14 protein-coding genes are annotated in these 14,227 nt (G+C 65.6%); 7 read left to right on the plus strand and 7 right to left on the minus strand.

Translation table 11 applies throughout. From position 1 onward, the window contains the following. The first annotated feature begins 15 nt into the window (after positions 1 to 15). Positions 16 to 303, plus strand: coding sequence for a putative quinol monooxygenase (locus tag ABLE85_RS06720; RefSeq protein ID WP_348791918.1), 288 nt, complete (start codon positions 16 to 18; stop codon positions 301 to 303). 2 nt (positions 304 to 305) lie between these two features. Here ABLE85_RS06720 and ABLE85_RS06725 read toward each other — a convergent pair whose 3' ends face one another. The 4 genes from ABLE85_RS06725 to ABLE85_RS06740 all read right to left on the minus strand — a co-directional run bounded on the left by ABLE85_RS06725 (position 306) and on the right by ABLE85_RS06740 (position 7,070). After that, complete coding sequence (locus ABLE85_RS06725; protein ID WP_348791919.1) at positions 306 to 791, minus strand: SRPBCC family protein; 486 nt, start codon at positions 789 to 791, stop codon at positions 306 to 308. 107 nt (positions 792 to 898) lie between these two features. Continuing rightward, positions 899 to 4,885 (minus strand): AsmA-like C-terminal region-containing protein, encoded by a 3,987-nt coding sequence (locus ABLE85_RS06730; RefSeq protein WP_348791920.1) that lies wholly within the window; start codon positions 4,883 to 4,885, stop codon positions 899 to 901. 144 nt (positions 4,886 to 5,029) lie between these two features. Further along, positions 5,030 to 5,566 (minus strand): hypothetical protein, encoded by a 537-nt coding sequence (locus ABLE85_RS06735; RefSeq protein ID WP_348791921.1) that lies wholly within the window; start codon positions 5,564 to 5,566, stop codon positions 5,030 to 5,032. Positions 5,567 to 5,660: 94 nt separating this feature from the next. Then, positions 5,661 to 7,070 carry an FAD-linked oxidase C-terminal domain-containing protein gene (locus tag ABLE85_RS06740; RefSeq protein ID WP_348791922.1) on the minus strand — a complete coding sequence of 470 codons (1,410 nt, stop codon included), beginning with the start codon at positions 7,068 to 7,070 and terminating at the stop codon, positions 5,661 to 5,663. 88 nt (positions 7,071 to 7,158) lie between these two features. On the opposite strand from ABLE85_RS06740, the gene ABLE85_RS06745 reads away from it, so the two are divergent. Continuing rightward, complete coding sequence (locus tag ABLE85_RS06745; RefSeq protein WP_348791923.1) at positions 7,159 to 7,644, plus strand: thioesterase family protein; 486 nt, start codon at positions 7,159 to 7,161, stop codon at positions 7,642 to 7,644. Between the two features lie 270 nt (positions 7,645 to 7,914). Continuing rightward, positions 7,915 to 8,118, plus strand: a complete 204-nt coding sequence (locus tag ABLE85_RS06750; RefSeq protein ID WP_348791924.1) for a hypothetical protein — start codon at positions 7,915 to 7,917, stop codon at positions 8,116 to 8,118. A 157-nt stretch (positions 8,119 to 8,275) separates the two neighbouring features. Here ABLE85_RS06750 and ABLE85_RS06755 read toward each other — a convergent pair whose 3' ends face one another. Next, positions 8,276 to 9,127 carry a dienelactone hydrolase family protein gene (locus ABLE85_RS06755; protein ID WP_348792122.1) on the minus strand — a complete coding sequence of 284 codons (852 nt, stop codon included), beginning with the start codon at positions 9,125 to 9,127 and terminating at the stop codon, positions 8,276 to 8,278. Between the two features lie 292 nt (positions 9,128 to 9,419). Here ABLE85_RS06755 and ABLE85_RS06760 point away from each other — a divergent pair, with 292 nt between their 5' ends. Then, positions 9,420 to 9,716 (plus strand): hypothetical protein, encoded by a 297-nt coding sequence (locus tag ABLE85_RS06760; RefSeq protein ID WP_348791925.1) that lies wholly within the window; start codon positions 9,420 to 9,422, stop codon positions 9,714 to 9,716. A 10-nt stretch (positions 9,717 to 9,726) separates the two neighbouring features. Then, entirely contained in the window at positions 9,727 to 10,173 is a 447-nt protein-coding gene (locus ABLE85_RS06765) for a hypothetical protein (protein WP_348791926.1), read from the plus strand. A 65-nt stretch (positions 10,174 to 10,238) separates the two neighbouring features. Here the strand turns inward: ABLE85_RS06765 and ABLE85_RS06770 are convergent, their stop codons facing one another. After that, positions 10,239 to 10,586, minus strand: coding sequence for a hypothetical protein (locus tag ABLE85_RS06770; protein ID WP_348791927.1), 348 nt, complete (start codon positions 10,584 to 10,586; stop codon positions 10,239 to 10,241). 163 nt (positions 10,587 to 10,749) lie between these two features. Here ABLE85_RS06770 and ABLE85_RS06775 point away from each other — a divergent pair, with 163 nt between their 5' ends. After that, positions 10,750 to 13,260 carry a UvrD-helicase domain-containing protein gene (locus tag ABLE85_RS06775; protein ID WP_348791928.1) on the plus strand — a complete coding sequence of 837 codons (2,511 nt, stop codon included), beginning with the start codon at positions 10,750 to 10,752 and terminating at the stop codon, positions 13,258 to 13,260. Between the two features lie 105 nt (positions 13,261 to 13,365). Next, positions 13,366 to 13,776 (plus strand): YciI family protein, encoded by a 411-nt coding sequence (locus tag ABLE85_RS06780; RefSeq protein ID WP_348791929.1) that lies wholly within the window; start codon positions 13,366 to 13,368, stop codon positions 13,774 to 13,776. 85 nt (positions 13,777 to 13,861) lie between these two features. On the opposite strand, the gene ABLE85_RS06785 is transcribed toward ABLE85_RS06780, so the two are convergent. Then, positions 13,862 to 14,143, minus strand: coding sequence for a hypothetical protein (locus tag ABLE85_RS06785; RefSeq protein ID WP_348791930.1), 282 nt, complete (start codon positions 14,141 to 14,143; stop codon positions 13,862 to 13,864). Positions 14,144 to 14,227 lie beyond the last annotated feature (84 nt).

Genomic DNA, 14,227 nt, shown 5'->3' on the forward strand with positions numbered 1-14,227 from the left:
GCAGGAGGAAGGACGATGTACGGACTGATCGGCAGGATGATCGCGCAGGCCGGCAAGCGCGACGAACTCATCGCCATCATGCAGGAAGGCACGGCGCGCATGCCCGGCTGCCTCAGCTACATCGTCGCAACCGACCCGGCCGACGAAAACGCCCTCTGGATCACCGAGGTCTGGGACGACGAAGCCAGCCACAAGGCATCGCTGACGTTGCCGCATGTGCAGGCGGCGATCGCCCGGGCGCGCCCGCTCATCGCCGGCTTCGACAACCGTACCGTCACCACGCCGGTGCTGATCACGAGCTGAAATTACAGCCTCGCCACCAGAGCAGCCAACTGGTCCGTGCACTGGCCCCAGCCCTGATAAAAACCCATCTTCTCGTGCGCATCGCGGTCCTCTACCCTCCAGTGGCGGGCGCGGGCCGTGTACCTCGTCTTGCCGCCGCCGATATCCTCGAAGGTCAGGATCACCGTGAAGAACGGCTTCTGGGACGGCTCCCAGGCTTCGGTATAGGCATCGGTGAAGACGAGCTTCTCGTTCTCCACCACCTCCAGATAGACGCCGCTGTTCGGGTAATCGTTGCCCTCGGGGTCGCGCATGACGATCACGTTGCCGCCACCCGGCCGCACGTCGAGCTTTGCGGAAGCGGTGGTCCAGGGCTGCGGCGCAAACCACTGCACCAGCAATTCCGGCTCGGTCCAGGCGCGGAAAAGTTTTTCGCGCGGCGCATCGATGATGCGGGTCAGCACCAGTTCGCGCTCGGCGGTCGAGGCGGTTTCAGCTGTGGCGGTCATTCTCTCGTCTCCATGGTTTGTTTCCACCTCAAGACGCATGGGCCGGCACCCGCCCGACAGCGCCGAAGGATTTTTCTGCAAGGCGATAGCCGCCGGACGGGCTCGGGCTAACCGCCGCTGTCGAGATTGCGCAGCAGTTCCTCGATCGATTCAGGGTCGAATTTTGTTGCCCCACCGGCAGCCGGCTCGTTCGGGCGCGCCGGTGGCGGCAGCGGCGCGCGCTCGACGTCGAACATCGGCTCGGCATTCTTCTGGGCCTCGGCCTTGGCCCTTTCCGCGTCGGCTTTCGCCTTTTCGGCCTTTGCCTCGGCTTCGGCCTTGGCCTTGGCGGCCGCTTCAGCCTCGGCCCGCGCCTTGGCTTCGGCTTCGGCCTTTCGGCGCTCCTGCGCCGCCTTCTGCGCCGCGGCCTCCTGGGCAGCCTGGCGCGCTTCCTCGGCGGCCTTGGCTTCTGCTTCCGCCTTGGCTTTCGCCTCTGCCGCAGCCTTCGCTTCCGCCTCCGCCTTGGCCGCCGCCTCCGCTTCAGCGCGTGCCTTCGCTTCGGCTTCCGCCTTCAGTCGTGCTTCTTCCTGGTCGCGGCGGCGCTTCTCCTCGGCGGCGCGGTCGCGCTCGTGCTGAAGCGCGGTGTAGTAGCGCGCTTCGCGACGCAGCCTCTGCTTCTCCAGCACCTCCGCCTGCATCGCCTCCACCCGCGCCTGCTCGCGCTCCAGCGCGCGCTGCGTCAGGAACTGCCCGAGCGGATCGCTGTCCAGCGTCCGCACCGGCGCCGACGGCGTGCCCGAAAGGCTGAAGCGCAGGCTCGGCTCCGAGCCCACCAGCGCCTCGTCGCCCGGCGCATAGGCCAGCGTGCCGTCGGCGGCGACGGTTCCGGCGTTGAGGTCGGCGCGCAGGTCGCTCGAAAGCCTGGCCGCCGGCGTCTCGAAGTTGAAGGGCGGCGCGCGCAGCACGCCCCCGGCGACCGTGAAGGCGATGTCGGCATCCCCGGCCGGGAAATTGCCGGAACCGGCGATCCCCGGCCCGAAACTGGCCGTGCGCTCGGCATTGATGTCGCGGCCGATCGCGTCGGCCTTCTCGATCAGGGCCGGGAGAGCATCGGGGTTGAACCCCGGAACGACCAGCCCCTTCAGCGTGGCCGTGCCCGAGCCGGACAGCGCAGCAACGAGACCGCCCACCGACTTGCCGCTCGCCGTCAGCGCGGTGGCGATGTCGGCGCGGCCGGCAAGCCCGGTATCGGGCAGAGCCTCCGCAAGGTCGACGCCGTCGAGCTTCATCTGGCCGGAGAACAGGCCGGTCCCCCCGTCGTTCTTGAGCTCGAACAGTCCGTCCAGCTCGCCGTCGAAGAGCTTGGCCTTCACGTCCGAAAGCCGAAGGCCCTCCCCGTCCAGCTTCAGCAGCATCCGCGCATCGTGGGCCGTCGCCGCGCCGACCGTCGTCAGTGTGCCGACCGTGAGGTCGAGATTGGCGGCGAAAGGCGACAGCGGCTTGGGCTGGAAGGGAATGGCCGACCAAGCCTTGCCAGCCGGCGCGATCGCTTCCTGGCCGAGCACCATGGCAATCGCCGGCTCGAGATTCAACTCGTCCAGCTCCAGCGCACCGGTCAGCTCCGACACGCCGTTCTTGACCTCGGCATTGATCGCGCCCGAGACGGCACCCTCGTTGACGGTGCCCGCGATGTCGTCGAGCACCAGCAGGCCGTCCTCGTAATCCGCCTCGGCGGCGAGTGTCATCCGCGTCCCCATGCCCATTCCGGGCAGGCCGTAGCCAGCCGTGATCAGCCAGGGCTCGATGTCGCGCGTGTCGAGCTTGATCGTACCTTTTGCCCGCGCATGCTCGCCGGCAAAGCCCGTCGTGCCCTCGAACGAAGCGGAAAAGTCATCTCCGCCCAGGCTGAACGTCGTGTCGAGCACGTTCGCGGCCGAGCCCTTGGCCGAGAGGGAAAGCTCGCCCGGGCCCGTGAGGCCGAGCGGCAGTGTCGGCAGGCCGGCAAGCGCCATCAGTGCGGTGGCGTCGTCGTTGCGCGCCGAAAGCGACAGGTCGAGCGTCGCGCCGTCCAGCTCTTCGGGCCGTCCCTTGCCGCTCAGCGAGGCCGAGATAGCCGAACCGCCGGCATTGCCCTGCACGCTCAGCGCGACCCCGGTGCTGCCGTCATCGTTGGCGGCAGCACTTGCCACCACATCGATGCGGGCGTCCTCGAACAGGCCCTGATGCGTCGCCGCGCGGGAGGCAAGCCCTGCCAGCAGCGCATTGTCCGGATAGCGTTCGCCCACGAGACCGATCAGCGGCGCGAGGTCGACAGCAACGATCGAAGCGTCCAGATTGCCGGTAGGGCTGTTTGGAAAATCCTTGATCCGACCGGTCGCGCTCAGCGACGCGCCCGCCAGCCCCTCGACCGACAGCCGGTCGATCTCCAGCAGGCCGCTGCGCAGCCTCAGCGCGGTGTCAATTCTGTCGGCGGTGAGCCCGCCGGCCGAAACCGGCCCCGCCTTGATGTCGAAGTCGAGGTCGCGGTCCGCGAAGCGGTTGTCGCCCTTGTCGCTGACGAAGAGCGAGGCGAAGGCCGAAAGCCCGTCTAAATCCAGCGCCTCGCCGTCGAGCTTGATCTCCACCGAGGGGCGCATGTCGGCCGGCTGCCGGCTGTCGATGCGGCCGGAAAATTTCGCCTTGCCCAGAACCAGTTCGAGGTGGTCGAAGCTCTGGCGCTGCTCGGTCATGTCGACATCGGCCTTGAAGCCGGCGGCCGGCAGGCGCCGGATCGCCTCGTCCACTTCGGACGCCACCCAGGCGGCGAAGCCGGAAGGCTGGCTGACGGCGAGCAGCAGCGAGCCCTTGAAGCCGAAATCTCCCTCGGTGCGCAGCAGGCCGTTGGCTTCCAGCGTGGTTCGGCCCGGCAATGTCGCGGCCAGCGACTTCACCGCCCAGCCGCCCTCGGTGGGCTCGGCTGCCAGGCGCACGTCGCGCACTGTGGTGTCGCCGGCCACGATCGCCGGCAGGTTGACGTCGATGCTGCCCGGCATGCCGGGCTTCGGCAGGTTGGAAAGCGCCTTCTCAAGCGCGGAAATCCGCTCGGCCAGCGTCAGGCCTGCGCTCGTGTCGCTGCCCGCAACCGCCTCGTCGAAGCGCACCTGCGCGCCCTTGGCCTCGACGGCAAAGTGCGGCGCGGTGCCAATGTCGACGAAAGCGGTGCCGTCGGCCGTATACGGGTCGTCGAGCGGTCCGGTCTCGAAGCGGAAATTGCCGATGTCGAGCTTACGGTGGTCGAGCGAGAACTGGCCGTTCAGCCGGAAGCCCGGCTCGCCCTTCAGCCCCGCCGCCTTGACCATTTCGCCGTCGCTACCGCGCAGTTTTTCCGCCGCGCGCTCCTGGCCGGTGATCTTGAACTGGCCCGAATAGAGGGCCGCGCCTTTCTCGATGCGCGCATTGCCGTCGGCCTCGATGGCAATCGGATAAAGCTCGGGTTCGGCCCTCACCTTCACGCGCAGCTGGCCGTTTTCCTCGTCGAGCGTTCCGGTGGAGGCGGCAATCGCCGTGCGCATTCCGTCCACCAGCGCGGTGCCGTTGGCCCGCCAAGGGCCGGCAAGTGACTTGGCCGAAATCTCGGTATTGATCTCGGTCAGTCGATGCTCCCGCCCGCCGGCGGCATGGCGAATCTCGACCTGGCCGTCGGTCACGGTCAGCTTCTCCAGCGCGATGCGCCTGGGATCGAAGGGAGAGGACGGCCGCATGGCCCAGTCGACCGTGCCGTCGGCCGCAATGTCGATGACGGCCTTCGGCCGCACCAGCCGCATGTCGAAGATCAGCAGTTCGCCGCGCATGAACGGCGCCAGTTCGGCATCCATCGAGAATTTCTCGACCGTCATCGCCGGCTGGCCGTCGGCCGAGCCGCCCACCGTCACATCCGAGAAGGTCACCGACGGGAATGGCAGCAGCCTCGCCGTGGCTGCCCCCTCCACCGTCACCTTGCGCCCGAGAATGACGCTCGCCTCGCGCTCGAAATCGGCGCGGTAGGAGGTCCAGTCGACAAAGTACGGAGCCACCAGCGCCGCCGTCAGCGCCAGCACGATCAATCCGCCCACGAATACAAAGAGTCGGGCCAGCATCTCACTCCGACAAATCGCCCCAAAAGAGCCTGCACTCTACCCGGATGAGCGTGTCGATAAAGAGGCATCTTGGCCGGATGCACAAAACCCTCCGGCCGCGCGGTGCCGGCAGCCCCCACGGGCCTCGTTGCCGACGCCTCGGTCTCAGAGCGCGTGATGTCCGCGCGAGTCGCGCTTGGCTTGCGCCACCTGGCCCGCCTTGCGCTGGCGGCCCAGCTCCATCGGCCGGATCAGGTCCTTGGTCTTGCTGCTTTCCACCGCCCGCATGCCGCTATGCGCATGGCGCGTGTTGAAATCCGCCGCCTTGGTCTGCGCCTTCTTCTTAATGGCCAGCGCCCGGCGCGAGTTCTCGATCTGCTGCATACTGGCCGCGAGCTGCTGGCGACGCTCAACCTCGGTGTTCACCCGGCGCATGGCCATGGCCAGAACGGCAAGCTTGGTGCGCGAACCCGCATCGCCGGTGACGGGCTTGGCGCCTCTCGGCACGCCCTTGCCGCGAATCTCGCGGCGGCGACGAAACACATCGGTCTGCGCCTTGTCGCGCCTGTCGCGCATCAGCTTGACCAGCTCTTGCAGTTCCGCGTCGGAAAGATGCTGGATTTCGGGGTGGTGGGATTTTTCCACCAGCTCGCGCTCGTCGGCATTCAGGGCCCGGGCTTCTTCCTTGCGTGAAATCGCCATGTCGCTTGCTCCTCGGCTGTGCGCTCTTCCAGATTTCGGGGCCGGAAAAAGAAAATGTTTGGCACGATGCGGGAGCGGTCAAGGGGCAAGGGCGTCAGCGCGGCAGGATCTTCCCCGGATTGAGGATGTTCTGCGGATCGAGCGCGGCCTTGATCGAGCGCATAACGTCCACCGCGTCACCCAACTCGTGTGCGAGGAAGCCCATCTTGCCCTGGCCGATGCCGTGTTCTCCGGTGCAGGTGCCGTCCATGTAGATGGCGCGCATGTTGAGCCTGCCGACGAATTCCTCGGCCTGCGCGACTTCCTTCGGGTCGCTCGCGTCCATCAGCACCAGAACGTGGAAATTGCCGTCGCCGACATGCCCCACGATCGGCGCGATCAGCCCCATGCGGGCAATGTCGGCTTCGGTTTCCGCGATGCACTCGGCCAGACGCGAGATCGGCACGCAGACGTCGGTGGAAAGGCCCTTCGCGCCCGGCCGCAGCGTCAGCGAGGCCCAATAGGCTTCGTGCCGCGCCTTCCACAGCTTCGCCCGCTCCTCCGCCACGCTGGTCCACAGGAACGGCCCGCCGCCATGCTCGGCCGCGATCTCGCCAAAGCTCTCGGCCTGCTCGGCCACGCTCGCCTCGCTGCCGTGGAACTCCACGAACAGGCACGGGCTCTCGGGATAGTCGAGGTGCGAATGCTGCTTGATCGCCCGCATCTGTAACTGGTTGACCAGTTCGATGCGCGCCACCGGAATGCCCATCTGGATCGTCGCGATCACCGCGTTGCACGCCGCCTCAACCGAGGGAAACGGGCAGACGCCGCCCGAAATCGCCTGCGGGATGCCGTAGAGCTTTAGGGTCAGCGAGGTGATGATGCCGAGCGTACCTTCGGACCCGACCAGAAGCCGCGTCAGGTCGTAGCCGGCCGCGCTCTTCTTGGCGCGCCTGGCGGTGGTGATCGCGCGGCCGTCGGCCATCACCGCCGTCAGCGCCAGCACGTTCTCGCGCATGGTGCCGTAGCGCACCGCATTCGTCCCGGAAGCACGCGTGGCCGCCATGCCGCCCAGACTGGCATTGGCGCCCGGATCGATCGGGAAGAACAGGCCGGTGTCGCGCAGATGTGTGTTCAGCGCCTCACGCGTCACGCCGGGCTCCACGACGCAATCGAGATCCTCGGCATGGACGGCGAGGACGCGGTTCATGCGCGAGGTGTCGAGCGAGATGCCGCCGCCCGGCGCATTCACATGCCCCTCCAGCGAGGTGCCGGTGCCGAAGGCGATCACCGGCACGCGGAGCGCCGCGCAGGCCCGCACGATCTCCTGCACCTCCTCGGTGGTTTCAGGAAACACCACCCCGTCCGGCGCCTGGGTGGGGATATAGGTGGTGGTGTGCGCATGCTGCTCGCGCATCGCCGCGCCGGTCTGGAAGCGCTCGCCGAAACGCTGCTTGAGGATGCTGAGCACCGCCGCGATGCCATCCTCGTTGCGCTGAACCGCCGCCACGTCGCTAAGAGCCATGCTTTCCTCCGCTATTGGACCATGAGTGGCCGGCGAGATGGGTTTAAGGATACTCCCACTCAACAATCGCCAAACAAGGAAGCTGTCAATGACCATCCAGGCCCCGTTCGTCTCCCAGGAGATGGAGATCGAGAAAGACTGGATCGACTACAACGGCCATCTCAACATGGCCTACTACAACGTGATCTTCGACCGTGGCTCCGACGGCGCGCTGGAGCTTCTGGGCGTGGGGGCGGACTACGCCCGCGACCGCAAGCTCACGATCTATACGGCGGAAGTGCACATCTGCTACGTGCGCGAGCTTCATCTGGGCGACAAGGTCACGGTCAGCTTCCAGCTCATCGACCACGACGAGAAGCGCCTGCGCGCCTATCAGGAAATCCGCCATGTCGACGGCTGGCTGGCCGCCACCTCGGAGACGCTGTCGCTGCATATCGACATGTCGGGTCCGAAGGTCGCTTCCTTCCCCGAAGATATCCAGGCCCAGGTCGACGGCATGGCCGCGGCACACGCCACCCTGCCGGTGCCGGAGCGTGCGGGCCGCTCGATCGGCATCAAGCGCAAGAACGGCTGATCCCCTTCCAACACCTGCTGCGACACCGCGTCGCTCACCCGGCGGCATGCTGACGGCGGGCATCTTTTCGATGCCCGCCGCATCCTGCATTTACCCGGGAAATCGCGCCAATCGTTAAAATTTTAACGGAGACTGACACGTTAACCTTAAGGGTTTTTGCACAGTTTGAGCGAAGGGGCGGATTGATCCCACCGGTCTGGCGGGCAAAATCCGAGACGACTCGACTCAATTACCGGAACGGTGAGGGGCGGCGCCGTTTAGAGGATTGGCATGAAGATAGACGTTTCTCAGATGTCCAGCCGCCTGGCATCCGACCATACGATAAGCGATTACGACTTCTGGCGCGCGCTGAAGACGATAAACAACGAGCTTTACCGCATCGAACGTCTTCAGCTTCCTATACCTATGAAGATGATCTACGCACGCGCCATCATTACATCTGCAAGAAACCAGCGCCGCTCGAAGATGAACTGAAATTCTTCTTACGGCTGCGCGAGCACCCACGCAGCTTCTGCCGGCCCTGAAACGGGTCCGGCGCGGCAACAGCAGCCGGGAGAATCGCGTCTCTCCTGCCCCTTCATGTTAACCAAGCGATTCGCCGCGTGTTAACGAAGGTTGAGAAGCCCGCACCCTACCCGTCCAGCTTTTCCTTGAGGAACGCGGTGGTGCGACCCCAGGCCAGATCTGCCGCCGCCTTGTCATAGCGCGCCGCCGAGGTGTCGTTGTTGAAGGCATGCTGGGCGCCTTCGTAGACATAGATCGTGAAGCTCTTGCCGCCTGCCTCAAGTGCCGCCTTGTAGGCGTCGATCCCCGCGTCGATGCGTTCGTCCTTGCCGGCGTAGTGCAACAGCAGCGGCGCCTTGATCTTCGCCACGTCCTCGCTCTTCGGCTGGCGGCCGTAATAGGCCACCGCCGCGTCGAGGTCCGGCGCATTGACCGCCAGATCGTTGACCACGCCGCCGCCCCAGCAGAACCCGACCGCGCCGACCTTGCGGTTGCCGCCGTCGATCCGTTTGAGATAGGCGATAGTCGCCAGCCCGTCGGCTATCGTCTGCTCGGGCGCAAGTTGGGTGAACATTTCGCGTGCCTTGTCCTCGTCAGCCGGCGTGCCGCCGAGCGGCGAGAGGAAGTCGGACGCCAGCGCGACAAAACCTTCCAGCGCGATGCGTCGCGCCACATCGCGGATATGCGGGTTGAGGCCGCGGTTCTCATGGATGACGATGACGGCGCCGAGCTTGCCGCTCTCGGCTGCCGGGCGCACGAGATAGCCCTTCATCTCGCCTTTGGAGCCCGGATAGGTGATGTCCTCACCCCTCACCCGCGCATCATCCTCGGCCACGATCGCCGCCTGCGCCGAATTCGCCGCCAGCAGCGGCGCGATCGCAACTGCCGCCGCGCCGGAGCCCGCCAGCTTCGTCAGCTTCTCCATGAAGCCGCGGCGGTCCAGGGTCAGATGCGTGTATTCGTCATAGGCGTCGATCATCGCCTGTGTGATGGTCGGCTTGTCCACTTTCGCTCCTCCTTCCTCTCGTTCATCGGACAAATATGCGGGCGACCGGCAGGGGCCAGCACATCAAATTTTCGTCAATCGCTGTCCACCCGGCGGCATCGCTACATCTCAAGGACAAGGCTTTCGATTGCGGGCTCGCCTTGCCGGCAGCGCACCGCACCCTCGGCGAACCACTGCCGTATTCCGATGTCCCGCAGATGCGTGTCGGGTTGGTTCAGCTTGTTCGTGCCGGACAACGCGACAACGTCAACGAAGGAGAAGTGCAATGACCTTCAAGACCCTGATGTCAGCGAGCGCCCTGGCAATCGGCGCGGCATTCCTGACGTTTCCCACTTGCGGCATTGCCGGCGATATGACCGGCGCTCCGCTGGTCCTCGCCGCGGCAACGACGGCAGCCCCCAGCGGCCACGAGCCCATGCCGCGCAAGATGGGCTTCCGGCAACGCGTGCACGAATGCAAGGCCCAGTGGAAGGCCGACAAGGCAGCCGGCAAGATATCGGACAGGGAAACATGGCGCGACTATTGGAAGGATTGCAACATACGCCTGAATCCCCACCAGTGAGGCCACAATCATGAACGCACAAGACATCATCACCTCGGTTTCGACCAAGACCGGTCTCGATTCCACCAAGACCGCAATGGCCGTGGGCACCATCCTGTCGGTGCTGGAGCATGAAGCGGGCGAGGACCGCGTTGCGGGCCTCTTCAGCAGCGTCCCCGGCACCGAGGACCTCGCCCACAGCTACGACGTCATGCCGGCAAGCCAGGCCGGCGGCGGAGGCGGCGGACTGCTCGGCTCCATCAGTTCCGTTCTCGGTGGACTGCTGGGCGAAAGGGCCGGCGCGCTGGTCAACGGTCTCGCACAGTTGCGGGCCAGCGGCCTAGATGCCGAGCAGATCAAGCAGGCAGGCGAGACCCTTCTGCAGCAGGCCGAGGAAGCCGCCGGTCCCGATACGATCAAGCAGATCGTCGACGCCGTGCCGGGGCTCAAGGGCCAGCTCGGGTTGACGACCCACTAGCACGCGCGCGGCCCTCGGCCGTGCAGCTGAAAATTTGTCCGCGACCGGCTCCCGGCACGGGGGAGCTATGCGCGCATCATCAGTGTCCGCAGGCTGAAGCCAGCCAGAACCAGTGCGGCGACGGCGTGCCACAGCACGCGCGGGTCCACGACATTGCCGATCGCCCGGCCGAAGGCCAGCGCCACTCCCGCCCAGCACAGGCTGGAAACCAGGCATATCCAGGCGAGCGCCCGGTCGCCCGGCCGGCGGCTGCGCAGGATATTGAGCACGGCGATGAGCCCGGCCGCCAGAGAACCCGCAAGCGACCAGACGAATACCTCCGAGCCCAGCGGATAGCCAATGAAGGTGCCGTAGCTGTGGAGGATTGCGCCAATCAGCAGTAAAACCCCGAAAATCGTGTCGACCGTCCTCATCATACCCCTCCCCTGGCAAAGCTGACCGTGCGACTGTATCGCTGCAGCAAACCCTCCGCAATCAAGGGTCCGTCAACCTCAGTGGGGGATCGGTCGCCCAACCATGGGCACAAAACGGCAACATAGCTGGCCTTTCGGCCCCGAATCACTACATTCGATGGAAATGTCAGACTTTCCCGACGACATCCCCTTCTTCGACGAGCCTGGTGCGCCCGCTCCGCGCCCTGCCGGCGCGCCTGCGCCCGGCGGCATCGCCGCCCGCGCCATGGCCGCACGCCAGGCATCCGCGCCTGACTATCTGAAGGGCCTCAACGAAGAACAGCGGCTGGCGGTCGAGACCACCGAGGGCCCCGTGCTCGTGCTCGCCGGCGCCGGCACTGGCAAGACGCGCGTGCTGACCACCCGCATCGCCCACATCCTCGCCACGGGCCGTGCCTTCCCCTCGCAGATCCTGGCGGTCACCTTCACCAATAAGGCCGCCCGCGAGATGAAGCAGCGCGTCGGCCTTCTGGTGGGCGAAGCCATTGAGGGCATGCCCTGGCTCGGCACCTTCCACTCCATTGGGGTCAAGATGCTGCGCCGTCATGCCGAGCTTGCCGGCCTGCGCTCCGACTTCACCATCCTCGACACCGACGACGTCATCCGCCTCATCAAGCAGCTCATCCAGGCCGAGGGGCTGGACGACAAGCGCTGGCCGCCGCGCCAGTTCGCCATGATGATCGACGCGTGGAAGAACAAGGGGCTCGGCCCCGCCGAGATCCCCGAAGGCGACGCCCGCGCCTTCGCCAACGGCAAGGGCCGCGAACTCTACAAGGCATATCAGGACCGGCTGCAGACGCTGAACGCCTGCGACTTCGGCGACCTGCTTTGCCACCCTATCCGCATCTTCCGCGCCCATCCGGACGTGCTGAAGGAATATCACCGCCGCTTCAAATACATCCTCGTCGACGAGTACCAGGACACCAATACCGCGCAATATATGTGGCTGCGCCTGCTGGCCCAGGAAACCGGCGCGCCGGGCAAGAAGAACGTCTGCTGCGTAGGCGACGACGACCAGTCCATCTATGGCTGGCGCGGGGCGGAGGTGGACAACATCCTGCGCTTCGAAAAGGATTTTCCGGGCGCGGTCGTGATCCGGCTGGAGCGCAACTATCGCTCCACTGCCCATATCCTCGGGGCTGCCTCGCATCTTATCGCGCACAATGAAGGGCGGCTCGGCAAGACGCTGTTCACCGACATCGCCGACCCGGACGACGCCAAGGTGCATGTCCACGCCGCCTGGGATTCGGAAGAGGAAGCCCGCGCCGTCGGCGAGGAGATCGAGCAGGCGCAGCGCAAGGGCCATGCGCTCAACGACATGGCCATTTTGGTCCGCGCCTCCTTCCAGATGCGCGAGTTCGAAGACCGTTTCGTCACGCTCGGCCTCAACTACCGCGTCGTCGGCGGCCCGCGCTTCTATGAGCGGCAGGAAATCCGCGACGCCATGGCCTATTTCCGCGTCGTCGCGCAGCCGGCCGACGACCTCGCCTTCGAGCGCATCGTCAACGTGCCCAAGCGCGGGCTTGGCGAGGCGGCCATCCGCCAGATCCACGACACGGCACGCGCCCTGCGCATCCCCATGCTGGAGGCAGCGGCCAATCTTGCCGAGAGCGACGAGCTGAAGCCCAAGCCGCGCGCCGCTCTTCGCGAAGTGGTCGCCAATTTCGAACGCTGGCAGAAGGCGCTCGACAACACGCCGCACACCGAGCTTGCCGAGATCATTCTGGAGGAGAGCGGCTACACCGACATGTGGAAGAACGACCGCTCGGCCGAGGCACCGGGCCGGCTCGAAAACCTCAAGGAGCTTATCCGCTCCATGGAGGACTACGAGTCGCTGCGTTCGTTCCTGGAGCATGTCGCGCTGGTCATGGACAGCGAGCAGAACGAGGAGCTCGACGCCGTCACCATCATGACGCTGCACTCGGCCAAGGGCCTGGAGTTCGAGACCGTGTTCCTGCCGGGCTGGGAGGAAGGCCTGTTCCCGCACCAGCGCTCGCTCGACGAAGGCGGCCGTTCCGGGCTCGAGGAAGAGCGGCGGTTGGCCTATGTCGGGCTCACCCGCGCCAAGCGGAACCTGCACATCTGGTTCGTCTCCAACCGCCGCATCCATGGCCTCTGGCAATCCACCATCCCGTCTCGCTTCCTGGACGAATTGCCGGAAGCGCATGTGGAAGTGGCCGAGGCCGGCGATTCCTATGGCGGCTACGGCGGTGGCTATGGCGGCCGCCAGAACCCCTATGGCGCCTCGCGCTTCGACAGCATAGGTTCGGACCAGAAATCCTTCTCCAACACCTATGCCACGCCCGGCTGGCAGCGCGCGCAACAAAACCGCAACGAGGCGACCGACCGCAACTGGGGCTCGCGCTCCGGCCACCATGTCGAGCGCATCGGCTATGGCGAGACCGATTCCGGCTATGGCGCCGGCCGTGGCTCGGTGAAGAGCCGCACCATCGACGGCGAACTCGTCGCCAAGTCGGTGGCCGACACGCCCTCGCCCTTCAAGGTCGGCGACCGCGTGTTCCACCAGAAATTCGGCAACGGCAATGTCGCGGCAATCGAGGGCAACAAGCTGACCATCGACTTCGACAAGGCCGGGCAAAAGCGGGTGATCGATAGTTTCGTGACGGCGGTGTGAGCCGTTGAAGAATTCTCGTTCCCGAATGTCGGCTTTGGCCACTATCGTTCGTCATGCTCGCATGGCGCGCCGGATGGCCGGCACGCGAACCGATGGAGTATGAGAATGCGTTTCATGATCGTGGTGAAGGCCAGCAAGGATTCGGAAGCTGGCGTGATGCCCGGCGAAGAGCTCTTCTCGGCAATGGCGGCTTATCACGAGCAACTTGCCCAGGCCGGCGTTCTGGTGGACGCCAACGGCTTGCAGCCCAGTTCGAAAGGCTGGCGTATAAAATGGTCGGGCGGCGGGAAGACCGTGATCGACGGCCCCTTCACCGAGACCAAGGAATTGATCGCCGGCTACACGATCATCAATGTGAACTCGGTCGAGGAAGCGCGCGAATGGGCAAGCCGCTTTCCCAACCCGCATATGGGGGACGGCGAGATCGAGATCCGCCAGTTGTTCGAGCTGGAGGATTTTGGCGACCTCGAAGCGGTCGACCGTTTTCGCGAGATGGACGCCGCGACCCGCAAATAGGTCTGCCGATACGCGTTGCCTCGGGAGCCTTGCCGGGCGGCCCGGGGCACGCCTTGCGATTTGATGCGGCGGCCGGCTCGACGCCTCAGCCCAAAAGCTGCTTCAGCCTCTCCGCCGCTCCGGCCGCGAGGTCGGCATAGCGCTCTTCCAGTTCCTCGGCGGCCTTGACCACATCCGGGTCGTAGTCGTTGAACTCGAGCGTCCGGGCCAGTTTCTCGACGAACTGCACCTGTTCTTCCAATGCCTCGAACAGCGCCCTGACCTGATCGGCGGCGATGTCGGGATTGGCCAGCATCTTGGGCACCTCCTTGCCCATATGGGAGCAGGTCTCCGCCTGATTGCGCAGGATTTCCAGCCAATCTGCCATTGCGTCTCCTCTGTGGGCAAAATGCGCCTCGCCCGCCCGGGGCGTCAAGCCGACGGCGGGGACTTTCCGCATCGGGGCGTGGAG

Origin of the sequence: Mesorhizobium sp. KR1-2, from assembly GCF_040045035.1 — a bacterium.
In the GTDB taxonomy this organism is placed as follows: Bacteria; Pseudomonadota; Alphaproteobacteria; order Rhizobiales; family Rhizobiaceae; genus Pseudaminobacter.